Source organism: Enterococcus sp. 12F9_DIV0723 (assembly GCF_002174375.1).
GTDB classification, from domain to species: Bacteria; Bacillota; Bacilli; order Lactobacillales; family Enterococcaceae; genus Enterococcus_A; species Enterococcus_A gilvus.
The window spans coordinates 1052456-1075150 of sequence record NZ_NIBK01000001.1 but is presented as its reverse complement, the minus strand read 5'-3'; the positions used below and the strand labels follow the sequence as shown (position 1 = coordinate 1075150).

The following is a 22695-nucleotide window of genomic DNA, read 5'->3' as shown; positions in this document are numbered from 1 at the left end:
GAGCAAGCTCCGGTGAAAGAAAAAGCGTTCGACTTGCATGTATTAGGCACGCCGCCAGCGTTCGTCCTGAGCCAGGATCAAACTCTCGTATAAAGTGTTTGAAACAATCTTGCGATTGTTAAGCTCAATTGTAATAATTGACTTGCTAGCATATTGCTTGCTATGTTGTTTGCTTCTATAGAATAGAAGCGCCCTACACATTTGGTTTGTTTTATTCGTTCAGTTTTCAAAGGTCTACGTTGTTTGTCGCTTTGTTTCACCAACTTTTATATCTTAACAGGTTACTGAGTGAATGTCAACAACTTTTTTCATTTAATTTTGAAAAAGTTTTGAAACTCAATTGACAACTTTGAAATAATAACACTTAACAAAAAGCTTGTCAATAATTATTTTTCGTTGTTAAATCAACATGTTTCAGCAACGTTATTGATAATATCATACTGAAAAATTATGTCAAACATTTTTCAGTGCTTTTTCAAAAAAGTTTCAGGCAAACAGAAAATGGACTAGCTTTTCGCTAGTCCATTATTATTTCAATTCCGTAATGATCACTAATTATTCTTCCGTTTTTTCCATTAAAAGCAATGTTATAGCTTTCTATCTTAAATTCCCCAGAGGCAAAAATATAGTCGATCCGAAGGTTGTTCGTATTTTGACCCCACCCATCTATAGAAGTCTCCACTGTGTGCTCGCCTGTTCTTTCTTCGGCAGTATTAAAAGCATCGTGTATGTTTAAAGCACTTTTTCTGACTAAATCATATCCCTCATTGCTTTTCTTTGCATCATTATTAAAGTCCCCCATAACAATCAGCTTGTCTTGTTTTTCCATTAGCGCTTTTTCCAAAGTACGCCATTCGTAAGCAAAGGATTGCTCCAAGTTTTGCCACCATGAGAAGTGTCCGCTTAGTGCTGTAATTTTTTGAGAGTCAAATCTTGTTTCACCGATTATCGCTCTTCGCGTGTGGTAGTCTGACGGGTCCGCACTTTCGGAAAGCAACAGACTTTTTGCTTCTATAGGATTCTTTGATAACAAGCCTATCCCTTCATGATAGACATCGTAACCAATATGATTGTACGTCCAAGACCAGTAATAACGACAGTCTAATTCTTTTAAGCGTTCTGTTAAACAATAGAGGAAATTGTCTTCGTGCACTGTTTTTTGGTCAACAGTGGGTTGAAAATAATGATCTAGCTTAGCGGAAGAACTCGTTCGAAGTTGGTTCACTTCTTGCAAACCAATCAAATCATACTTCTCCTTAGCAATTTTTTTTGCCAATTCCTCAATTTGCTGCCTATCATCTTTTTCCATCCAGCTATGCGTGTTCAATGTTAGTACTTTGATTGCTCTCGCCTCGCTTTAATAATCGAATGTTCCGATCGTTTCTCCTCGTGAAACGAGTCCTGTTTTATCATAATGGTAATTTTCGATCTTGTCACCATTAGTGAACACAACGATCATGGTCGTCCTCTTGCCTGCCTCTTGTATTTTCGCTAAATCTGCTGAAGCGACAATTTTTCCAGCTTTTATTTTTTCGCCTTCTTGCACTTTGATGTCGAACGCTTCTCCGCCTAAATCAACTGTATCGATACCCATGTGCAGCAGTACTTCGATTCCGTCCTCTGTCTGGATGCCGATCGCGTGTTTTGTTGGAAATACGGAAACGATCGTCCCGCTGACTGGACTGACGATCACACCATTCTCTGGAACGACTGCAAATCCTTCACCCATCATTTTTTGCGAGAAGACTTCATCTTCTACTCGATCGATTGGGATAAACTCCCCATTTGCTGGTGCTACGATCTTTGCCTGTTTTCCTAAAAACACTTGATTTTCTTCTATTGAATCCTGCATATTCTCTTGAAAATCACTCTTAGGAATTTGAACACCTGAATCTAAAAGGTCTTGAATATCTGATTTAAGGATATCTGCTTTAGGGCCATACACCGCTTGCACCCCGTTGTCTTTGACCAAAAGCCCCATTGCTCCAGCTTTTTTCCAGTCTTCCTCACTGCCTACAGCAGTTTTATCTGCTACTGTTACCCGCAGACGGGTCATGCAGGCATCCACATCGCTAATGTTTTGCGGACCGCCTAGTAAATTGATGATCTTGACGATTTGCGAATCTGCATTCGCTGATTCATTTGACGTTGTACCTGTTGACTCTTCCGTGTCCACTTCATAATTGCCGTTTCTTCCTGGTGTCGCGTAGTTGAATTTCTTGATCATGAAGTTTGCGAAGAAGTATGTGAATACTCCAAAGGCGATACTCGTGATGACGAAGTTAAGCAAGTCGCTCCCTAACCCAGCCCGAATCGCCATCGGTACTCGCGTAAGCAGCTCGATATTCCCGAATGAATGAACACGCAAATGGATTATATCAGCCATTGCGAAAGCCGCACCTTGGATCACTGCGTAACATGCATACAATGGGACCGCAACAAACATGAACATGAATTCCAGCGGTTCTGTTACTCCTGTTAAAAATACGGCAACTGCTGCAGAAAGGAACATTGATTTGTACTTTTTCTTCTTATCAGTGTCCACATTACGATACATCGCCAATGTCAATCCCATTAAGATACCGGTCGAACCAATCATCTGACCAACTTTGAAACGGGCGGGAGTCCATTGAGTCAGCACGTCTTGGTATTGAGACATGTCTCCGCCGTTCTTCAAATTGACCAAATCAGTCGCCCATGCCAACCATAACGGGTCTTGACCAAACACTTGGCTTCCTGCTTGAGCACCCGTCAGAATCTCGTAGGTTCCGCCGAGTTGTGTATAATTCATCGGAATCGTCAGCATATGATGCAATCCGAATGGTAAAAGTAGCCGTTCCAGTGTTCCATATAAAAATGGTGCTAAGATCGGTGCCGTATCTTGAGAGTTCGCGATCCATTTACCAAAGTCGTTGATCCCTGTCTGAATAACTGGCCAAATGATCGCTAAGACCAATGCTACGATCACGGAACGCAAGATGACGACAAAAGGAACAAATAGTTTGCCATTAAAGAAGGTCAAAACTTCTGGGAGTTTTCGGAAATTATAGTATTTATTGTACGCAGTCGCGCCTACAAACCCAGCGATTATACCGACAAACACGCCCATATTCAAAGCGGGAGCTTCTAGAACACTCGTAAAATAGCCATCCACCATGATTTTTTGTCCAAATAATGTTTGCGTTGTTGCCGTTGGATCAGCAAGCATATCAGACGTGACAGAAAAGATCGCGCCGGTGATTCGATTAATTAAAATAAATGATAGCCCTGCCGCGAATGCACCCCCTGCTCGTTCTTTTGCCCAGCTTCCGCCGATTGCTAAGGCAAATAGCAGATGCAAGTTTCCGATAATTGCCCAACCAACATTTTCAACAACGCCGCCGGTCGTAACGAGCCAACCGAGATTTTCATTGATTAATGGTAAAGACTTTCCGATACTGATCATTAGTCCTGCCGCTGGCATCACTGCGATCACTACCATCAAGGCCTTTCCGAACTTTTGCCAAAACTCAAAACTAAAAATCTTTTTGATTCCCTTCATCGTTGTTCCTCCTAAATAATCCGTTGCAGAAATTCACGCAATCGGTTTCGTTAATTTGCATTATATACTCACAATGGAAATTTGTAAACTCTTTCAAACAAATAAATGTTTACAGTCTTATTATTTGATATACGATTATCAACCAATTAAATCAATTAATGTTTGACTTGCGCAACCGGTTGCGTGTATGATAAAGCTAAGAAACATTTAGCGTGTTTTTTATTCTTGCATCTGCGCTTTCCCAAAGGAAGAAGCATCGACACCTGCTGCGTTAGAGTGGTTTTGAAAGAAAAGAACACACCTAAAGGAAACTAGGAGGACTATTATGGAAAAAGTACAACGTCTTTTTGAAATTGACCCTTGGAAGATTCGGACAACACAACTAGATAAGGAAAATCGTCGTTTGCAGGAATCATTGACCAGTATAGGCAATGGCTACATGGGCATGCGCGGAAATTTTGAAGAAAGCTACAGCGGCGACCATCACCAAGGAACCTACCTCGCAGGAATTTGGTATCCTGACAAAACCCGCGTTGGTTGGTGGAAAAATGGGTATCCCGAATATTTTGGAAAAGTCATCAATGCCATGGATTTTATTCAAATGAAACTTTTTGTTAATGATCATGAAATTGATTTGGCGACGACTGCATTTGAGGACTTCGACCTTGAATTGAATATGGAAAACGGTCTGCTCACCCGCTCTTTTGTCGCAATCGCAGGAGGTGCAACTGTTCGTTTCACTTTCGAACGTTTTCTAAGTATCGTTAAGCAAGAATTAGCGGTGATTCGTTTAACTGCTGAATGCTTAGCCGGCGACGCTCAGATAAGGGTTCTTTCTAAACTAGATAACAATGTTCAAAATGAAGACAGTAACTACGAAGAAATGTTTTGGCTAGAAAAGGAACGCGGTCATCAAATGGAGAGCAGCTTCTTGACGACACAGACCATTCCAAACGATTTTGGCATTGAGCAGTTTTCTGTAACTGGCGTCATGAAGCACGTTAGTTCTTCCATTGGTGTTCAGCAAGACGATACGTTAGAAGTTGCAGAAACATTTACCTATGACCTGAAACCCGATGAATCGATGCAATTAGAAAAAAGAGTCGTTATTCTGACCAGCCGTGACGTTCCTGAATCTGAGCAAAGTGAAAAAGCTCTTGCTTTGCTGGAGGCTTATGATGCTTCTTACGAGGAACTTTTAGCCGAACAAAACGCCGTTTGGGCAAAACGTTGGGCGCTAGCAGATGTTTCGATCGGTGGAGACGATGAAGCCCAACAAGGAATCCGCTTTAACATTTTCCAATTATTTTCTACTTATTATGGTGAGGACGATCGTCTAAATATCGGGCCAAAAGGGTTTACCGGGGAAAAATACGGTGGCGCTACCTATTGGGATACAGAAGCTTATGCTGTGCCGATGTATCTTGGAATCTCTGACCCAACGATCACTAAAAACTTGTTGAAGTACCGTCACAATCAATTGCCTCAGGCAAAACACAACGCACGTCAACAAGGTCTAAAAGGTGCGCTATACCCAATGGTCACATTCACTGGGGTAGAATGCCACAACGAATGGGAAATTACCTTTGAAGAAATCCATCGAAACGGTGCTATTGCTCATGCGATCTATAATTACACGACGTACACCGGAGACGAGCGCTACATTCAAAAAGAAGGATTGGAAGTCCTGACAGAGATCGCACGATTTTGGGCAGATCGCGTCCACTACTCCAAACGCCAACAAAAATACATGATTCACGGCGTTACTGGTCCTAATGAATACGAAAACAATATAAACAATAATTGGTATACAAATTACCTAGCTACATGGGTTCTTTCCTATACTCTTGAAAATTATCAAAAATATCAAGCGCATGCGACAGTCACAATTACTCAAGAAGAACAGACAAAGTGGCAAGACATTATCCAAAATATGTACTTCCCTAAAGATGAAGAGTTAGGCATTTTTGTTCAACACGATACTTTCTTGGATAAGGATCTATTGCCGACTTCTTCACTCGATCCAGCAGAGCGTCCATTGAACCAGCATTGGTCATGGGATAAGATTTTACGTTCTTGTTTTATCAAGCAAGCCGATGTGCTGCAAGGAATCTACTTCTTCGGGGATAGCTTCACAGATGAAGAGAAACGAAGAAATTTTGAGTTTTACGAACCAATGACTGTCCATGAGTCTTCCCTTTCTGCATCGGTCCATGCTATATTGGCTGCGGAATTGGGCTTGATCGACAAATCAATGGAAATGTACCAGCGAACTGCGCGCTTAGATCTGGACAATTACAATAATGATACAGATGACGGCCTCCACATCACTTCCATGACGGGCAGCTGGTTAGCCATCGTTCAGGGCTTTGCTCAAATGAAGACCAGCACAGGAACACTTAGCTTTGCACCGTTGTTGCCAAAAGACTGGGATCACTATTCGTTCCACATCACCTATCGTGGAAGACTGCTCGCAGTCACTGTAACCCAGAAAGAGGTCCGCATTGACTTGAAAGATGGCTCTGCCTTCGCTATGATGCTGTATGGACAAGAAATCACCTTGAAGGATTCAGTCAGCGTTCCTTTAGAACAGGAGGAACCAAATGTTTAAAGGTGTGTTGTTTGATCTAGACGGCGTTATCACAGATACTGCTGAGTATCATTATCTCGCTTGGAAGAAATTGGCTGATGATTTGGGCATCTCGATCGACAGGCAATTCAATGAAAAGTTGAAAGGTGTCAGCCGAGAAGATTCTTTGCGGCTGATCTTAGCACATGGTCAGCGCAAAAAGGATATCTCTGAAGCAGAGTTTCAACGATTAGCAAAAATCAAAAATGACAATTATGTAGAAATGATTCAGGCCGTTTCGCCAAAAGACGTCTATCCTGGTATAGTAGACTTGTTAAAAGCATTAAAAGATGCGGATATAAAAATTTCTTTGGCTTCAGCCAGTAAAAATGGCCCCTTTTTATTAAAACAAATGGCCTTGACACCCTACTTTGATGGTATTGCGGATCCCTCGGCTGTCAAAGCAGGAAAACCAGCACCTGATATTTTCCAGTTAGCCGCGAAGGTCGTCGGACTTACTCCTGAAGAATGTATCGGTATCGAGGATGCCCAAGCCGGTATCACTGCGATCAAGGCCAGCGGCGCCTTCCCTATTGGGGTCGGGACAGCGGAACAGCTAGGGACAGATATTCCCGTAGTCGCCTCTACTGCCGAGTTGCGTTTGCCTTTTTTGAAACGGTTATGGGATAATTGATTTAAAAAAAATAAGGATCTACTTGAAAAATTTATACTATTATTGAGAAAGGGAGATGATTTTCATGGTGACTACAGTTAAGGACGTGGCAAAAAAAGCAAAAGTCTCCCCTTCTACCGTTTCTCGCGTGATCAATGATCATCCGAGTATTTCAGATGAAACAAAACAACGTGTGCGAAAGATCATGGATGAGATGGGGTATTTTCCGAATGTCACTGCTCGAAATCTAGGCAAGCAGCGGGCAAATTCATTAGGCGTGATCCTTCCACCTTTAGATTCGCGTGAGCGTTTAGGAAATCCACTTTATCTGGAGCTGTTGAACGCGATAAATGAAACAGCTGCAGAATTCCAAGTAACTACAGCAGTTGCTTCAGCCAACAACAGCGAAACCTTGTTGGAAAACGTCATTCGAATGCATCGCCAAAAGCAGGTCGATGGGTTTATCTTGGCCTATTCTGAGAAGGACGATCCTGTAGCGGAGTACCTTTTTCAAAACCAGGTGCCCTTTACCCTGATCGGTCGGCCGGCTAAACGAGAGGCGGAGATCGTCTATGTTGATAACGATAACCAGCTATTAGGAAAGCAGGCCACCGAACATTTGATTGAAAAAGGCCATAAGAACATCTTGTTCGTTTCAAACGTGACGCAAGAGGTCATTTTCTTTGAGCGATATTTCGGTTATCAGGAGGCGATGATGCTGCAAGGTCTGCCGACCAATCAGCCTTTGACGATGCTTCACCCTGAGGACTACACGAAATTTCCTGAGGTGATCAAAGAAACAGGCGCCACTGCCCTTGTTGTGATCGATGATATTTTTGCGTTAAGAATGATTCAATTAGCCACCTTGCACGGATACAATGTTCCTGACGATCTTTCCGTCATCAGCTTCAATAATTCGATTTTTGCGACGTTGGTCCATCCATACCTCACGACGATCGATATCGATATTTCCGATCTGGGGCGTTTGGGTACCGAAAAATTGATGGAGCAGATCAATCAGAAGCAATCCACTGGTGTACAATTGGTCGTGCCGCATCATTTGATCCAAAGAGAAACGGTTCGTACGATTTAAATTATCCTTAAATACACCCTGTCCAACTTGTGACAGGGTGTTCTTTTTGTATATACTTACGAAAAAATCAGAAAGAAAGTGGTCCAAATGATTCTATTTTTAGCCCTATGCGCTGGGCTCTTTCTGATCTATTGCCGATACTCCACCTATCAATTGACGGAAAAGCATTTTAAGATCAAAAAGAACGACGCACTCTCAATCAAACCCGGAATAAAAGAAGGCGTGACGATTGCTCAAATCAGCGACAGTCATTTTTCTCCCTTTTACTCACCTAAGCGCTTTGATAAGATCGTGACTAAACTCAATCAGGCAGAGCCGGACATCGTCTTGTTCACTGGCGATTTGATTGAAAATTACCAATACTGGCAAACACGTGACTGTGAAGCTATCAGTCAGCAGCTCGCAAAAATCCAAGCTCCAAGTGGAAAATTTGCCATACTGGGCAACCACGATTATCGTTCTGGCGGTCGCGAAGCAGTCAGCAAGATCTTGCATGCCGGCGGATTTACTTTATTGAACAACCAAAGCACACTCACAGACCAAATCAGTTTAACCGGCATCGATGACGGGCAAGAAGGGCAGCCTTATTACGATACGCAGCCGCAAAAAGCTGTTTTCTCTATCTTGATGATCCACGAGCCTGATCAGGTGCAGCAGCTGACAGATTTGAGTCGCTTCGATTTGATCCTGGCTGGACACAGTCACGGCGGACAGATTCGCTTTCCAATTGCGCCCTATAAAAATGTCGGATCAAAAGTTTACGACCAAGGAATCTATCCCTTGACTCCACAGACAAGTTTGATCGTTAATACCGGTTTGGGGACGACTGGGCCACCGCTGCGCTTCAGAGTCACTCCGGAGATTTTATATTTTCATTTATAACGAGTTATTGAAAGATTTTTTTGTTTTACATGAATCAGCCTAAGCAAAAAGAGTTTGAACGTTCGCCCTGCGAGGAAACGTTCAAACTCTTTATTATGCACGGATTTTTTGTTTGATATAAGGAATCATGAGTGGGACCAGTGAAATGGCTACGATCAGCAGCATGATCAATGAGAAATGATCACTGACGATCGGAATATTTCCTAAGAAGTATCCTGCCAGACTGATTACCGTGCCCCAAACAATGGCTCCAAAAATATTAAAGCTCGAAAAAATTCCCCAGTTCATTTTACTCGAGCCTGCAATGAACGGAATAAAGGTCCGAACAAACGGCATGAAACGCCCTAAAAAGATCGTCCACTTTCCCCGCTCGTTGAAAAAATTCTCTGCTTCTTTCACTTTGTCTTCTTTAATGAATCGTGAGATCGGACGATGATACAACGCTCGAACTCCCAGTGTGTGCCCAATCCAATAATTCATCATATCGCCTAAGATTGCTGCGATCACACAAACACCGATCACATACGGCAAATGCAAAACATTTCCTCCTAACGCAGTCAACGCACCCGCTGCAAAGAGAAACGAATCACCGGGTAAAAACGGAAAGATGACAACCCCTGTTTCAATAAAAACAATTGCAAATAAAATAGGATAGATTCCTAACCCATATTGATGGACCAAAGACACCATATGGGCATCGATATGCAAAATAAAATCGATCAAAGCCATTCAATAAACGCTCCTTCATAAAATAGTCTCTCTAATCATACGACTTTTCTCAAAAAAAGAAAGCGTCCGTTGCTCCTTTATAGAAAAAATCAAAAGTAGGCATAAAATGGTATAATAAACAAAAAGGGTAAAAGGAGTAGTTTATGAGCGTTCTTTCTCATATGAAAAGCATGCAGAAGGATATGTCTGCAGCCGAAAAAAAAATTTACTGCTTCATACGCGACAATAGCGAAAAAGCCGCAAGCATGACCGCTAACGAAATCGCAGAAGCTTCTGGATCAAGTGCCCCCACGGTGGTGCGCTTCTCAAAAAAAATGGGCTTCAATAGTCTGACTGATTTCAAGATCGAACTTTCTGCCGAAACGATGCAAAAACGCAGCAAGAACACCTACAGCGATGTCGACCATGACGAATCTTTCCATAGCCTAAAAAGCAAATTGGCAAGCAACGCCCGCTTTACCATTGATGAGACAACCGCCTTGTTCAGTGAAGAAGAGTTCATTTCTGCCTGCAAATTGCTGGAGGAAAAAGCTTTCTGCTATGTTTTAGGTATTGGCGCCTCTAACTTGGCAGCAACCGACATCGTTCAGAAATGGAGCCGCCTAGGAAAGAATGTCATCAGCGAACCGGATTACAATACTATTTTGCCGCAGCTCGTGCTGCATCAAAAAGAAGCGGTGATTTGGCTGATTTCCAATTCGGGGCTGACTTCTGAATTGATCGCGCTGGCCGAAACAGCGAAGGATTTGGGTATCCCGATCATTACATTGACCCAGTTTGGACAAAATCCGTTGGCGAAGCTTTCGGATGTGAGCTTGCGAACCTCTCGTCCGACAGAAGCAACGTACCGCAGTGCAGCGACGGACTCGATCTTGGCACAGTTTATTACGATCGACCTTCTCTTTTATGTCTACATTAGTCGGAACCAAGAAAATGCCGAAAAAATTTATACAACAAGAGCCATCGTACAAGAATACCGAAAAAAATATTTTTAGAGAAAGGACATAGGGGCACACTTGCCTCCATGCCCTTTTTACTTCGCTAGTCCGCTCGTTCTTTGATCCCTCTCCTTTTCCTACATAAAAAAACTCTCTTATGTGAGCGACGCATAATCTCACATAAGAGAGTGTATCAAACGATTCTATTATTTCGTTGTTGCTTTGAACACTTCTTCTGATGCCTTGACCGCACCAGTTTTTTCCAACACATGTGTGCCGACATCTGTCATGTTCGTAATCAGGACCATCATAGATGTGCCTTTACCAGCAGCTTTTACCGCTGTTAGATCAACTGTGGCCACTTGTGTGTCTGACGTCACTGTCTGACCCTCTGATACGAGAATCTCAAAAGGCTTGCCGTCTAATTCCACGGTATTGATCCCCATATGCAATAAGACTTCTAGACCGCTGTCCGTCGTGATCCCGATCGCATGTTTCGTAGGGAAGACTGTGGAGATTTTTCCTGAAACAGGGGAAAAGATCGCGCCGTCTGTTGGTTCAACAAAATAGCCTTCGCCCATCATTTTTTCAGCAAATACGGGATCTGCCGCTTCTTCTAACGGATGAACAGAGCCATTTGCTACTGCTGTGAAAACATTTGTTACTTGTGCAGAAACAGGCGCAGTTGTTGCTTCTGTTGGTTCAACAACAGGCGCTTCCGCTAATTCTTGTTCTGCTAATTTGTCTTTTGGAATACCGAAGAAATACGTTGCGATAAAGCCGCCGACATACGCTGCCAACAATCCTAGGACATAGCCCCACCAGCGACCATTTGCAATCAATGGAATCAAAGCTGCCCCAGAAGGACCAATCGCGATCGAACCAACGCCGCCGATTGCGCCGATCACAGCACCACCGATACCGCCGCCGATACAAGCAGTGATGAATGGACGGCCTAATGGCAAGGTCACACCGTAGATCAACGGTTCGCCGATCCCCAAGATCCCAACAGGCAATGCGCCTTTGATCATCTCAGTCAATTCTTTGTCTTTACGCAATCTGATCCAAAGAGCAAACGCCGCACCTACTTGTCCAGCACCCGCCATGGCTAAGATTGGTAACAGCATGGTCTTTCCAGTTTCATCGATCATTTGTACATGGATCGGTGTCAATATTTGATGCAGACCAAACATTACCATCGGCAGGAACAATGCCCCTAATACAAACCCTGAGAAGGCACCGCCCACTGCTAATACCCAGTTGATCCCGCCAACCATGCCATTAGAAATGAAGCCGGCTAAAGGCATGATCAGGAAAATTTCCAGCAACCCGATGACGAGCAAGGAGAGCATGGGGGTTATGATGATATCCACGGCATCCGGTACGATTTGATGCAATTTCTTCTCAACGATCGACAGCAACCACACAGCAAAGATCACACCAATGATCCCGCCTTGTCCAGCAGCTAAAGCATCGCCAGTAAACAGGTTCTTGATCGGTGCTTCAGGATTCATTCCGGTCAATAGCACGACCGCTCCGATAACTCCGCCAAGTGTTGGGTTTGCTCCAAAAACTTGTGCTGCATTGACCCCTGTAAAGATTACTAAGTAGCTGAACATCCCATTTTTCAGAATGTTCAAGACATCTACAAACTGCTGCCAAGTAGCCGCATCCAACGTTCCAGCGGTGATCAGATTGGCCATGATCGCTGCCACACCTGCGACTAACCCTGAACCAACAAATGCCGGGATCATTGGAACGAAAATATTAGAAATATCTTTTAAGACTGCTTTGAAAGGTGATTTCTTTTGTTTGGCCTTCTGAGCGGCTTTCATTTCAGCGGCTTTGGCGTTGACTTTGTCTTTGCCTGAACCTTGAGGCAATTCTTCCCCAAGACTGACACCCGCCATATCAACCATTTCTTTGGCAACTTTGTTCACTTTTCCTGGCCCGATGATGACTTGCAGCTGTTCATCGTCGACTACCCCTAGAACACCAGGAATGCTTTTCAATTTTGATTGATCGACTTTGCTGTCATCTCTGACACTCATACGAACACGCGTCATACAATGAACGACGCTTTGGACGTTTTCCATACCGCCGGCGCCATCGTAGATCTCTTTTGCAATTTGGTTCAAGGTTAGTTCTTCTTTTGCCATTTTTCTTTCCCCCTAAATCGTCTTTTTAACAAATCCATCGGCTTGGATCAATTTTTCTGCTGCTTCTTCTTTTGTGCTGTCTGTCAAGATCATCACGATCGCCAATTTCACATTTTGCGCTGCTTCGTCAAAATAGCGTGCTGCCGTTTCGTAGTCCGCATCTGTTGCCTGCATGATAATACGTTTTGACCGTTCAACCAATTTTTCATTGGTCGGTTTCACATCCACCATCAAGTTGTTGTAGACTTTTCCGATACCGATCATGCTGATCGTCGAGATCATGTTTAAAATCAATTTTTGCGCTGTGCCAGATTTCAAACGTGTAGAGCCTGTTAGAAATTCAGGTCCGCAATCGACTTCGATCGGTAATTCTGCATGCTTGCTGATCGCTGCATCTTTGTTGCACGCCACTGTTCCAGTAGAAGCACCAATCGAACGGGCGTAATCCAATCCGCCGATGACATAAGGCGTACGTCCGCTAGCTGCGATTCCAATCACCATGTCCTTCGCTGTTAACTGTAAATCTTTTAGATCTTGTGCGCCAAGTTCTGCATCATCTTCTGCTCCTTCAACAGCCACTGTCATTGCCTGTTCACCACCAGCGATCAGACCAACGACCATTTCAGGTTCTACCCCAAACGTTGGCACACACTCAGCAGCATCTAAGACACCTAACCGACCACTCGTGCCGGCACCCATATAGATCAAGCGTCCGCCCTTTTTGAAGGAAGCGATCGTAGCAGATACTACTTTTTCAATTTGCGGCAGTTGTTCAGCCACGGCATCCGGTACCTTGTGGTCTTCTTGGTTCATTAGCTTCACGGCTTGTGCCACACTCATCTCGTCCAAGCCAAAAGTTGTTTCATTGCGTCGTTCGGTCGTTAAATTTTCTAAATTGATCATTTCTATTCCACACTCTCTAAAATAAATTTCTGTCCTGCTTTTATCTGTTGGATCAATGGACGATCCTTTTCGATCACTTGCGCGACCACATTTACTTTTTCATCTGCGGGCAATGCGTGTTTAACAAGTTGTATCTCGCCCATATAGCGCAGATAGTTCACATTGTCGATCGTTACGGCCCCTTCGCTGCGTTCCCTCATTTGCAATGGGACGACGTGGGGGATTTTTTTAAAGCGTGCCTCCGCGCTTCGAATCACATCACGTGCTTCATCCTGCCGATTGACATGTTCTCCTAAAATATAAGCCACTTGTTCGTCGAGTGCTTCTACCTTAAGTTTTATCGTTTCTTCTTTAATATAGGAAGAAAATTGTCTTCGGACACCCTCAGATAACCCATTATCTCCGATATAGACCTTATCCGTATCTCCACGAAGATCCAATGCAGCAGCTAAAGGATGAATGCCTCGGTGCTCTTCCAGTGTCGGTAAACCTTGATAGAGCGGCCCTCGCAACTGCGCATCGCCTGGTACAAAACCTTGGATCGTAAAGCCGTGAGATTTTAACCAGCCATTTTTTTCGTGGTACCAGCTTTTATCTAAAGCGGTTTCAGGTCTTGGATAGTAATTGTGCCATGCCTCTAAATGATCGATCTTCGCATTTGCTTCTCGCAATTCTTGAATATCCAGCTCAGTGATCGTCGAAGCATTTAATGCGATCGGCAGTTTTCTCGACAATTCGGCGATCTGCTGGTTGCTGATGTGGTAATCCATCCGCAAACCCGTCACACCGATTTCTCTAAGCTCTTCGACACGATCAAAAGAAAATCCGGCACGTTTCAAAGCGTCACCTGAAATGTCGACCATTAGTTCCAAGTCGTATTTTTTTGCGATCGCGCCAAGATCCGTCAAGCGCTTACGATACTGTGCTGCATCGTCTTCCGGGATATGTAACGAAGTGAATATACCAGTAAACCCATTTTGGGCCATTTCTGCAATGTAACTTGTTGTTTCCTTTGATAACTCTTCATTTAGGAATATCGAAAAACCAAACATTTGCTTCCTCCTTCTTTGACATAGTTAGAAAAATAGTTCGGGTCATACCAACGACTCATTTGCTGAACGTAAAAGTCTTTAGCGATTGATTGCCTGACCGACTTAAAGGAACGTTTGTTGCTTTCATCGCTCTGCTTGCCAGCGTTAGAATTATTTTTTAATGTAAAAGCCACGAAATGATTCCTCACCTGTACCAATTGGATCGATCATTCGATCAAAAGCAGTACCTTGTTAATGAAAACCATTTCAACTTTACGAGCTGATTATAACTTCTATTGCCGATGATTGCAATACTATTTCATATATTTTTTATTTTTTATGAAATATCATTTCTTATTTTATGAGCAGACATTCCGCTTTTTTTCTTCTTTTTAGGTATACTGGTCAATGGAACTTGAAAGGGGAATCATTGATATGAAAATCGCAATTGCTGGAGCGGGTGCAATGGGGAGTCGCATCGGGTTGATGCTCCATCAAACAGGCAATGAAGTGATATTGATTGATCGCTGGCCGGACCATATTAAGGCCATTCGCGAAAATGGATTGATTGGTGAGTTTGAAGATCACGAAGTAGTCGCTCACCTGCCGATATATTCACCAGAAGAAATCGTAGAGGATCACGCAAACGTTGATTTAGTCGTTGCATTGACAAAATCCATGCAGCTAGAGGCAATGTTTCAGGATATACAGCCGATCATCGGGAAAGAGACTTTCGTCTTTTGTTTATTAAATGGGTTGGGCCATGAAGAGACTTTGTCGAAATTCGTACCGAGAGAAAATATTATCTTCGGTACCACTACTTGGACGGCCGGACTGTCTGGTCCCGGACATGCAAAGCTGGTGGGAAGCGGAAGTATCGAAATGGAAAATCTGGAGCCGAAGGGCAAAGCCTTCACGCTAGAGGTATTAGAAGTCTTTCAAAATGCTGGATTGAATCCTATCTATAGTAACAATGTTCGTTACTCGATCTGGAAGAAGGCTTGTATCAATGGAACACTGAATGGCTTATGTACGATCTTGGATTGCAACATCGCTGATTTTGGTTCCATGAGTGTCGCCAGAGGAATCATCGAAACGATCGTGGGCGAATTTGCCGCAGTTGCTTCAGCCGAAGGGATCGATCTTGATCAGGAGCAAGTCATTCAAGCGATCGAAGCTACCTATGATGTCAAAACGCAGGGATTGCATTTTCCTTCAATGTACCAAGACTTGATTCGCAATCACCGTAAAACAGAAATCGATTATATCAACGGTGCTGTTTGGCAAAAAGGAAAAATGTATCAGATTTCTACGCCGTACTGTGCGTTCTTGACGCAATTGATCCACGGAAAAGAAGAATTATTGAATGCAAAATAAAAAAAGCGCCTAGGCGCTTTTTTTATTAGGAATGATAGCTATTTTCTTCCAATAAAGAATGAAACGACTGCAACAACAATCACAGCGCCAATAATAGAAGGAACTAAAGCCATACCTGCTAAGCTGGGGCCCCAAGTGCCGAATAGTGCTTGACCAATGGCCGAACCTACCAAACCAGCGACAATATTAGCTATCCAGCCCATAGAACCGCCCTTTTTAGTAATTGCTCCTGCAATAACACCAATAAGTGCTCCGATGATTAATGTCCATAACCAACCCATTCTGTTCTCCCTCTTTCTATAGATAATAATTACATTATCATGTTACAAATAATCTTCATTTTTTCCTATCAATCTGCTCAAAATCTCATGTCCATTTCAATCAAACATCTAAAAAAGGCTTGATATAATAGGTTTTTCGACTTTTCATCGCCTTACTTCAAAAATTTCTTAAGTGAGGAAAAATCTGACGGAAAAAATCCTCTTTTATCAGTAAATCACGATTTTCAATGCAACGATTTAACAAAAATTGTTTTAAGTCCGTTTTTGTTCATAAATCGGATAAATTGCTTTATAAAATAACTAAGACGTGCTTTTTTGAACAGTACAATGAAAATTAAATGAAATTATTTTCATGAAAATGGAATTGTCAGAATATTTTGGTATTATAGTCAGATATTTATCAGAATCTTTTGAATCTACAAACGATTCTGTTAATTTTAGAAATGAGGCATCTTTATGGAAAATAAATTACAGAAGCAAATGACTTCTCGCCACATTATGATGTTGGCACTAGGGGGAGCGATCGGCGCTGGGCTATTCAAAGGAAGCGGCGAAGCAATCGGCATTGCTGGTCCTTCCGTTATTCTGGCGTTTCTGCTAGGCGGCCTGGTCCTCTTCATTGTCATGAATGGTTTGGGACGTTTGGTCTTAAGCAGCGACAATGTCCAAGGCTTATCCGGTATTATCAAGCCCTTCCTCGGCGACCGCACCGCAGACTTTATCGATTGGCTGTATTGGTCCTTATGGATGGTCAATATTATCGCCGAAGCCGTAGCTGCCGCGAGTTTTATGCAACTATGGTTCCCACATGTTCCTTCATGGATCTTCGTGCTGATTCTGGCGCTGCTGACGACTTTGATCAACCTATACTCTGTGCGCTTATTCGCTGAAACAGAATATTGGTTAGCCTTTATCAAAATTGCCGTCATTATTCTATTGATTGTTTTCGGAGTTTATCTCGTCGGGCACGAAGTATGGAATATCGGACTAGTCGATACCGTCTCACGTATGAACAGCCACGGCGGCTTTGCTCCGCATGGATTGAAAGGTCTCGTGAACTCACTGCTGGTTGTTATCTATTCTTATGGCGGTTCTGAATTGATCGCCATCACTGTCAGTGAAACGGAAGATCCTAAGACAGCGATCCCCAAAGCGATTAAAGGTGTCATGGGACGGATCATCTCTTTTTACATCGTACCAATGATTCTCCTATTGATCATTTACCGCTGGGATACATTGGCTGCAACGACTGCAAGCCCATTCGTGATGGTCTTCCAAAAGATGCATATTCCATTTGCCACTGATATCGTAAACTTCGTCATCGTACTGGCGCTGTTTTCTTCAATTAATTCAGGCGTCTATGCTTCTTCAAGAACGCTTTACTTCCGGGTAAAAGATCATTCAGGTTTTACTTCAAAATTATCCGTACTGAATAAGCACCAAGTACCGCAGCGGGCCGTATTATTTTGTACAGGAACACTTTATCTTGGCGTCATCCTCTCTTATTTCTTAGGAGACAAGCTATTCAATTATTTAGTCGGCTCATTGTCTTACTCTGTACTGTTGACGTGGATGCTGATCAGTGTGGCAGCCTTTGTATTAGCCTTGAAGAAAGGCACACGCACGGAACGCTTTTTCAGCGGATTGGTCATTCTCGTTTTAGGATTGATTTTTGTAGGAATCTTGATAAACAATCCTGTGGGGGTCACACTCTTTACTGCGTGTATTTATCTAGCGATCCTTTTGAGTTATCGTAAAAAGCAAGTGGATACAGCAACCGATCAGATCTAGTCACACCTGTCGAATCAATTTTAACGAATTGATTCGGCTTTTTTTGTTGCTTGAAGCGCCGTTATGGAAAGCTAGCTTTACATAGTGTAGATAATGCTTTATACTGATAATGTAAAGCACACTTTCCGTAAGGAGTATACAGATGAAAAATCGTTTAGAGGAAATCCGTAAAGAAAAGGGAATCAAACAGGAAGACTTAGCCGCAGCTTTAGAAGTTTCTCGTCAGACAATCGGCTCGTTAGAAAACGAACGCTACAACCCTTCTATTCTATTGGCATTTAAAATTGCACACTATTTTGATGTGACCATCGAAGATATTTTCATTTATGAGGAGGAAAAATAATGAGAAAAACAAAAAACTTGGCTGTTGCCTTGCTTGGCCTGCTGTCGATCTTTGCTGGCCTCTATTTGATTCGAACGATGAACGAACCACAACACATCATGAGGACTCTTCCTTATTTATGCATCGGAATCGGCAGTGGCTTGTTCGGCAATGGGATTGCTGCATTCGTTAACAAAAAGGCGCTGGAAAAAGATCCCTTATTAGCGAAAAAAGAAAAAATCAATTCAAAGGACGAACGCAATATGATGATCGAGAATATGGCAAAAGCTAAGGGCTTTGATTTGATGATTTATATTTACTCAGCGTTGTTATTAACCTTCGCATTGATGGGTGTTTCCTTCAACGTTATCATCCCTCTGGTCATCGCCTATCTATTCGTTGTCGGTTATTTTGTTTACCATCGCTTAAAAATCGAAAAGATTCTTTAAATCCCACAAAATTTTCCCTTAAAGCAGAATATTGAATTCTGCTTTTTTTCTTTTCACCATTCATGAGATAAAAAAAAGAGACGATCCAAACGATCGCCTCTTACAAGAAATTATTTTTCTTCGCTGCCCATGAATTTCGCAACAAATGCAGCAATTGCAGCTCCCAAAGTTGGAGCTATTAGATAGACCCAATAATGAGACAGCGCACTGCCGCCAGCAAAGATCGCAGGACCTAAGCTGCGGGCAGCATTCAATGATCCGCCTGTTAAGTTAAGAGCGACGATGATTAAGAATGCTAAAGTGATCCCGATTGCCAATGGAGCCATTTGCGCATTCCCGTATTTTTCGCTCGTTACCATCAAAATGACGAATACGAACAAGAACGTGATCAATGTTTCTACACCAAATGCTTGTGCAGCAGAGATGTTTGGAAAATCTGTTTGTCCAAAACCATCGCTAGGTAAGTTTAATGCGTGAACATACACATATAAAATTGCTGAAGCGACGATTGCGCCTAATGCTTGGGCGATAATATAAAAAATGCCATCCTTCACGGTCAAACGTTTATTGATCATCATTGCCACTGAGACACCTGGGTTAAAGTTTCCTCCAGAGATTCCTCCCACTGCATACGCCATGATCGTGATCGCTAAACCGAATGCTAATCCAATCGTTAACGTACCACCTTTAGCAATAACTACTGTACCAGTTCCTAAAAAAACAAGCATAAAGGTACCTAGAAATTCTGCCAAATATTTTTTCATTTTTATTGCACTTCCTTCACAAATAATTGAGAGTTTAGTTTATTTAATTTCTCAACTTTTGTAAAGCGAATAGATAACACGTCTTATTTTTCTCTCTTTTTCTCTATTTGACAGAACTTTTCTTCTAGATAAAGATTGTTATTTTGTGCAATCCAAAATCCTTTCATTCTCTTTCATTCAGGATTGAAAAATAAATGAAAGAAAAACCCTCCGAAGATTCGGAGGGTTTCATCATTAGACCAATTCGACTTCTACATCGATATTTCCTCGTGTAGCTTTTGAATATGGACAAAATTCGTGGGCTTCTTCCACGATCTTCAATGCTTCTTCTTTTTCAACACCTGGCAATGACGTTTCTAAGATCACACCAATTTGGTATCCGCCATCGTCTAGTTGATACAACGACACGCGTGCTTTTACTTCTGCATCAGATTCGATCTTGTGCTCTTTCAACATGTGATGCACGGCGCCATTAAAACATGAGGCATAGCCTGCTGCGAATAATTGTTCCGGATTTGTTCCTTCCGCGTGAATAGAAGGTGGCTCGATTTTCATTTTCATGCTGCCGTTTGGTGCTTGAACATCCCCAGTACGTCCGCCATGATTGATCATTGCTGTTTCATACATTTTTTTCAACATTCATCAGTCCTTTTCTTCTTCTTGACTAACAGTCTACGCGTTATCATTAGCCGATTCAATGATATTGCTCAGGAAAAAGATCGTTTGACAGAAAGACACCTTCCTTTTCTTGTTAAAACCTCGAGAAATGTGCAAACGATTACAAAGTGGCGTTTTTTTGCTATAATCAAATACGAAAGGGGGATTGATTTTGAAAAAAATTTTAGTTCTAAGTTTCTTCGTCCTTGTACTGATGTCTGGCTGCGGTAGTGATTCGCCCAACGGAGAATCCTCGGAAGCTTCAAGCAGCGAGAGTGCAACGACAGAAAGCTCACTACGCCCTACCGATAATTCTTCAAGCGGCGCTCAAACAAGTGAGTCACCAACAAATAGTACAGAAAACAGTACGACTCAAACAACATCTTCAGAAGATGCCCTCGCGGATACCGTCTCAAGTAGTGAATTTGGCGGGTATGCGACATTTTACTTTAATGGCATGAACGTACCCGATTCAATAAATATCAATACGACGACCAATCAACTCACCTTCAACGTCAATACAGCCACGCAAGCGGTGTATAATTTCACGATGGAAAATGTTCCTGTTCGCCCTGTTCGCCTTTTTTCCGCCAATACAAATGTGATTCGTACAGTCAATGTCAGCACGAGACTAACTATCGGAAGTCAATTGTCTGGTTCGACGAATGCGAATAACCAATCAGGCACCCTTTATTTATTCCACAATGCCAATGGCGGACTCTCCTTGGCCACACCAAATTACGCTGGAAATGTTCCTGCTGACCAAGCAGACGTGATGATCGAAGTTCTACAATAAATACGGTATCCCCTTCGAGTGACCATCGTCACTCGAATTTTTTGATCATTCCCGCTGGCTGGTCGTTCGTTTTCGGAATGTCTGGAGTAATCCTTGGACATAGGCTTGCTTCGCGGTCAGCGGTCGCCGTCGCTTCCCTTTTTCTTGCGGGTCGGACCTGATTTCTTCTATTGCTTGTACTTTGGGCTCAAACACCGTATCTTCCTCGACCATGGATTCTTGTTCCTCTTGCCTGAATACCACTTGAATACCCGCTAAATCGGTAATATCAGGGTGACCGCCACGAACCAACTTCAATGTCTCTTCCTCAGTCAAGTCGGTCAAATCAACTGATGACGGTGCAATGATTTCGATCGTTCGTAGTTCTCTAGTATCTTCTTCGATCGCTGAAGCTGCTTCAATCTGTTCATCGTCAAACGTGTCTGTTGTTCCCGGCCGAGAGACTTTCACGAATTTAGCAAATCGACGAACACCTTTCATTTTAAAAACACTCAGCGTTGTCAGAATCTCTAATATTCCTTCCGCTTCCGACCTGGTGATCGTCTCTTCGGCGTCTCGAATGGTCAGCGTGTGCCTTTTCCCAGAAGCATCCTCAAAAATAGCGACCATCCGCAACTGCAAATCCAGATACTTACGCTTCCCATCTCTAGGCGCCTTCAACCGTTGTGCATAAATACGTGTCGTCTTAGTAAACTGATGAAAGTTCTTTTTATTACCAAATAAGCGGCGAATGACTTGCTCCCAGTCCCCACTTTTGAAATAATCTTTAAAATAAACACAGTGCTTCCGTAGTTCTTCGCTTGGTTCAGCGTTCATAAAAATACCAACGATCAGCGTTTGGAAAAGCCCTGTAAAATCACTAACAACCATCGCATTCCGCACAAGTATCGCTACGGCGTACTCAACTACCGAAGCAGCATCCTGCGTCGCTTCATAATAGTCTATGACCTTCCGCTCCAGATTTTCTTTTTTGATCCCAAAAAGTTGACGTGGTGTTAATGGTTTGATCAGTGATTTCTCCTTCATGCGCTTAAACTTCCTTTCAACAATCGTTTTCTTTCAAAAATCATACCGCTATCCGAACGAGAAAACGAACCCTTTATTATTAAAAAAATTCAATAAAATAAGTATTGAAAATTCGTCGCATATAAAAAAACACCCGTTATATCGCTTCATTCAACCGAACCCCTTTTAACAAACAGGATTCTTTATTTATAGGTCTCAATAAATAATCATTCTTATTAAAACCTTCTATAAAACAACAATCATGTTGACTAAAAATAGGCACAAAAAAACGAGGATCTACAATGAGATCCCCGTTTGAATAATCAACAATGATTATTTTAATGTGTTGGTAATTCAGATGCCGGGTAGCTCCTGTTGCTGATTAGAATGGGATTTCTAGCATTTTCAGATCAATGAAAAACTCTGATATAGTCCCACTAAATCTACAAAGGATGGTCAAAAAGATAGTCAAAAAATCGCCAGTATGTCAGAAATTAGGTTGAGTGGGAATAAAGAGTCACTATAAATAAAAGTGAGAAAGCCTATCTTGCAGCGTTTCCTGGAACGTAAACCAGACAAAAGACACTAAATCAAATAGTTCCTGCTAAGAATTTCTTAGCAGAGTTTGTTTTTAAATTCTTAATGATATTGAAAATCTTCCTGATATTTTACTCCAAGTAATCTGATAGCAGTTCCTTTTCTTTTTCTTTTTTAAGCAAGTCTATTTTTTTTGTG

General features: G+C 42.4%; 20 protein-coding genes. 10 read left to right on the top strand and 10 right to left on the bottom strand.

Annotated elements, in window-relative coordinates; genetic code table 11:
* Positions 1 to 517: 517 nt before the first annotated feature.
* Both A5868_RS05220 and A5868_RS05215 read right to left on the bottom strand, forming a co-directional pair.
* On the bottom strand, positions 518 to 1309 hold the full coding sequence (locus tag A5868_RS05220) for an endonuclease/exonuclease/phosphatase family protein (RefSeq protein WP_176281367.1): 792 nt from the start codon (positions 1307 to 1309) through the stop codon (positions 518 to 520).
* A 48-nt stretch (positions 1310 to 1357) separates the two neighbouring features.
* The gene (locus tag A5868_RS05215; RefSeq protein WP_086305663.1) at positions 1358 to 3541 is read right to left on the bottom strand and encodes a PTS transporter subunit IIBC; all 2184 of its coding nucleotides are present in this window, start codon (positions 3539 to 3541) and stop codon (positions 1358 to 1360) included.
* 325 nt (positions 3542 to 3866) lie between these two features.
* Between A5868_RS05215 and A5868_RS05210 the strand changes: the two genes are divergently transcribed.
* The 4 genes from A5868_RS05210 (at position 3867) to A5868_RS05195 (ending at position 8758) form a co-directional block, all read left to right on the top strand.
* Complete coding sequence (locus A5868_RS05210; protein WP_086305662.1) at positions 3867 to 6152, top strand: glycoside hydrolase family 65 protein; 2286 nt, start codon at positions 3867 to 3869, stop codon at positions 6150 to 6152.
* A complete protein-coding gene (pgmB, locus tag A5868_RS05205; protein WP_086305661.1) occupies positions 6145 to 6804 on the top strand; it encodes a beta-phosphoglucomutase in 660 nt (219 codons plus the stop codon). Before A5868_RS05210 ends, pgmB begins: the two co-directional genes overlap by 8 nt.
* A gap of 64 nt (positions 6805 to 6868) precedes the next feature.
* Positions 6869 to 7876, top strand: a complete 1008-nt coding sequence (locus A5868_RS05200; protein WP_010781328.1) for a LacI family DNA-binding transcriptional regulator — start codon at positions 6869 to 6871, stop codon at positions 7874 to 7876.
* An 87-nt stretch (positions 7877 to 7963) separates the two neighbouring features.
* The gene (locus A5868_RS05195; RefSeq protein ID WP_086305660.1) at positions 7964 to 8758 is read left to right on the top strand and encodes a metallophosphoesterase; all 795 of its coding nucleotides are present in this window, start codon (positions 7964 to 7966) and stop codon (positions 8756 to 8758) included.
* Positions 8759 to 8851: 93 nt separating this feature from the next.
* On the opposite strand, the gene A5868_RS05190 is transcribed toward A5868_RS05195, so the two are convergent.
* On the bottom strand, positions 8852 to 9487 hold the full coding sequence (locus A5868_RS05190; protein ID WP_010781330.1) for a VTT domain-containing protein: 636 nt from the start codon (positions 9485 to 9487) through the stop codon (positions 8852 to 8854).
* Positions 9488 to 9630: 143 nt separating this feature from the next.
* On the opposite strand from A5868_RS05190, the gene A5868_RS05185 reads away from it, so the two are divergent.
* On the top strand, positions 9631 to 10482 hold the full coding sequence (locus A5868_RS05185; RefSeq protein WP_010781331.1) for a MurR/RpiR family transcriptional regulator: 852 nt from the start codon (positions 9631 to 9633) through the stop codon (positions 10480 to 10482).
* 149 nt (positions 10483 to 10631) lie between these two features.
* Here A5868_RS05185 and A5868_RS05180 read toward each other — a convergent pair whose 3' ends face one another.
* Genes A5868_RS05180 through A5868_RS05170 form a run of 3 tightly spaced genes read right to left on the bottom strand, consistent with a single transcriptional unit; the run spans position 10632 to position 14539 of the window.
* On the bottom strand, positions 10632 to 12584 hold the full coding sequence (locus A5868_RS05180) for a glucose PTS transporter subunit IIA (RefSeq protein WP_010781332.1): 1953 nt from the start codon (positions 12582 to 12584) through the stop codon (positions 10632 to 10634).
* Positions 12585 to 12596: 12 nt separating this feature from the next.
* Positions 12597 to 13493, bottom strand: coding sequence for an N-acetylmuramic acid 6-phosphate etherase (gene murQ, locus A5868_RS05175; protein WP_086305659.1), 897 nt, complete (start codon positions 13491 to 13493; stop codon positions 12597 to 12599).
* Positions 13490 to 14539 carry a DUF871 domain-containing protein gene (locus A5868_RS05170; protein ID WP_086305658.1) on the bottom strand — a complete coding sequence of 350 codons (1050 nt, stop codon included), beginning with the start codon at positions 14537 to 14539 and terminating at the stop codon, positions 13490 to 13492. Before A5868_RS05170 ends, murQ begins: the two co-directional genes overlap by 4 nt.
* A gap of 414 nt (positions 14540 to 14953) precedes the next feature.
* Between A5868_RS05170 and A5868_RS05165 the strand changes: the two genes are divergently transcribed.
* Complete coding sequence (locus A5868_RS05165) at positions 14954 to 15895, top strand: 2-dehydropantoate 2-reductase (protein ID WP_010781335.1); 942 nt, start codon at positions 14954 to 14956, stop codon at positions 15893 to 15895.
* Between the two features lie 38 nt (positions 15896 to 15933).
* On the opposite strand, the gene A5868_RS05160 is transcribed toward A5868_RS05165, so the two are convergent.
* Positions 15934 to 16176: a GlsB/YeaQ/YmgE family stress response membrane protein gene (locus A5868_RS05160; protein ID WP_086305657.1), complete on the bottom strand. Its 243-nt coding sequence runs from the start codon at positions 16174 to 16176 to the stop codon at positions 15934 to 15936.
* 456 nt (positions 16177 to 16632) lie between these two features.
* Here A5868_RS05160 and A5868_RS05155 point away from each other — a divergent pair, with 456 nt between their 5' ends.
* The 3 genes from A5868_RS05155 to A5868_RS05145 all read left to right on the top strand — a co-directional run bounded on the left by A5868_RS05155 (position 16633) and on the right by A5868_RS05145 (position 18738).
* Entirely contained in the window at positions 16633 to 17967 is a 1335-nt protein-coding gene (locus A5868_RS05155) for an amino acid permease (RefSeq protein WP_086305656.1), read from the top strand.
* 142 nt (positions 17968 to 18109) lie between these two features.
* A complete protein-coding gene (locus A5868_RS05150) occupies positions 18110 to 18310 on the top strand; it encodes a helix-turn-helix transcriptional regulator (protein ID WP_010781338.1) in 201 nt (66 codons plus the stop codon).
* On the top strand, positions 18310 to 18738 hold the full coding sequence (locus tag A5868_RS05145) for a DUF6442 family protein (protein ID WP_086305655.1): 429 nt from the start codon (positions 18310 to 18312) through the stop codon (positions 18736 to 18738). Before A5868_RS05150 ends, A5868_RS05145 begins: the two co-directional genes overlap by 1 nt.
* 110 nt (positions 18739 to 18848) lie before the next feature.
* Here A5868_RS05145 and A5868_RS05140 read toward each other — a convergent pair whose 3' ends face one another.
* Together A5868_RS05140 and A5868_RS05135 are read right to left on the bottom strand one after the other, a co-directional pair.
* Positions 18849 to 19502 carry an MIP/aquaporin family protein gene (locus A5868_RS05140; protein ID WP_086305654.1) on the bottom strand — a complete coding sequence of 218 codons (654 nt, stop codon included), beginning with the start codon at positions 19500 to 19502 and terminating at the stop codon, positions 18849 to 18851.
* Between the two features lie 234 nt (positions 19503 to 19736).
* The gene (locus A5868_RS05135) at positions 19737 to 20138 is read right to left on the bottom strand and encodes an organic hydroperoxide resistance protein (RefSeq protein WP_044926436.1); all 402 of its coding nucleotides are present in this window, start codon (positions 20136 to 20138) and stop codon (positions 19737 to 19739) included.
* Between the two features lie 193 nt (positions 20139 to 20331).
* Between A5868_RS05135 and A5868_RS05130 the strand changes: the two genes are divergently transcribed.
* A complete protein-coding gene (locus A5868_RS05130; protein WP_086305653.1) occupies positions 20332 to 20955 on the top strand; it encodes a hypothetical protein in 624 nt (207 codons plus the stop codon).
* Between the two features lie 45 nt (positions 20956 to 21000).
* Here A5868_RS05130 and A5868_RS05125 read toward each other — a convergent pair whose 3' ends face one another.
* On the bottom strand, positions 21001 to 21981 hold the full coding sequence (locus A5868_RS05125) for a hypothetical protein (protein ID WP_086305652.1): 981 nt from the start codon (positions 21979 to 21981) through the stop codon (positions 21001 to 21003).
* Positions 21982 to 22695 lie beyond the last annotated feature (714 nt).

What these genes read in the sequence shown, in the direction of transcription:
- A5868_RS05220 (WP_176281367.1), bottom strand. Translation starts at nt 1,309, where the DNA reads ATGGAAAAAGATGATAGGCAGCAAATTGAGGAATTGGCAAAAAAAATT.
- A5868_RS05215 (WP_086305663.1), bottom strand. Translation starts at nt 3,541, where the DNA reads ATGAAGGGAATCAAAAAGATTTTTAGTTTTGAGTTTTGGCAAAAGTTC.
- A5868_RS05210 (WP_086305662.1), top strand. Translation starts at nt 3,867, where the DNA reads ATGGAAAAAGTACAACGTCTTTTTGAAATTGACCCTTGGAAGATTCGG.
- pgmB (WP_086305661.1), top strand. Translation starts at nt 6,145, where the DNA reads ATGTTTAAAGGTGTGTTGTTTGATCTAGACGGCGTTATCACAGATACT.
- A5868_RS05200 (WP_010781328.1), top strand. Translation starts at nt 6,869, where the DNA reads ATGGTGACTACAGTTAAGGACGTGGCAAAAAAAGCAAAAGTCTCCCCT.
- A5868_RS05195 (WP_086305660.1), top strand. Translation starts at nt 7,964, where the DNA reads ATGATTCTATTTTTAGCCCTATGCGCTGGGCTCTTTCTGATCTATTGC.
- A5868_RS05190 (WP_010781330.1), bottom strand. Translation starts at nt 9,487, where the DNA reads ATGGCTTTGATCGATTTTATTTTGCATATCGATGCCCATATGGTGTCT.
- A5868_RS05185 (WP_010781331.1), top strand. Translation starts at nt 9,631, where the DNA reads ATGAGCGTTCTTTCTCATATGAAAAGCATGCAGAAGGATATGTCTGCA.
- A5868_RS05180 (WP_010781332.1), bottom strand. Translation starts at nt 12,584, where the DNA reads ATGGCAAAAGAAGAACTAACCTTGAACCAAATTGCAAAAGAGATCTAC.
- A5868_RS05170 (WP_086305658.1), bottom strand. Translation starts at nt 14,539, where the DNA reads ATGTTTGGTTTTTCGATATTCCTAAATGAAGAGTTATCAAAGGAAACA.
- A5868_RS05165 (WP_010781335.1), top strand. Translation starts at nt 14,954, where the DNA reads ATGAAAATCGCAATTGCTGGAGCGGGTGCAATGGGGAGTCGCATCGGG.
- A5868_RS05160 (WP_086305657.1), bottom strand. Translation starts at nt 16,176, where the DNA reads ATGGGTTGGTTATGGACATTAATCATCGGAGCACTTATTGGTGTTATT.
- A5868_RS05155 (WP_086305656.1), top strand. Translation starts at nt 16,633, where the DNA reads ATGGAAAATAAATTACAGAAGCAAATGACTTCTCGCCACATTATGATG.
- A5868_RS05150 (WP_010781338.1), top strand. Translation starts at nt 18,110, where the DNA reads ATGAAAAATCGTTTAGAGGAAATCCGTAAAGAAAAGGGAATCAAACAG.
- A5868_RS05145 (WP_086305655.1), top strand. Translation starts at nt 18,310, where the DNA reads ATGAGAAAAACAAAAAACTTGGCTGTTGCCTTGCTTGGCCTGCTGTCG.
- A5868_RS05140 (WP_086305654.1), bottom strand. Translation starts at nt 19,502, where the DNA reads ATGAAAAAATATTTGGCAGAATTTCTAGGTACCTTTATGCTTGTTTTT.
- A5868_RS05125 (WP_086305652.1), bottom strand. Translation starts at nt 21,981, where the DNA reads ATGAAGGAGAAATCACTGATCAAACCATTAACACCACGTCAACTTTTT.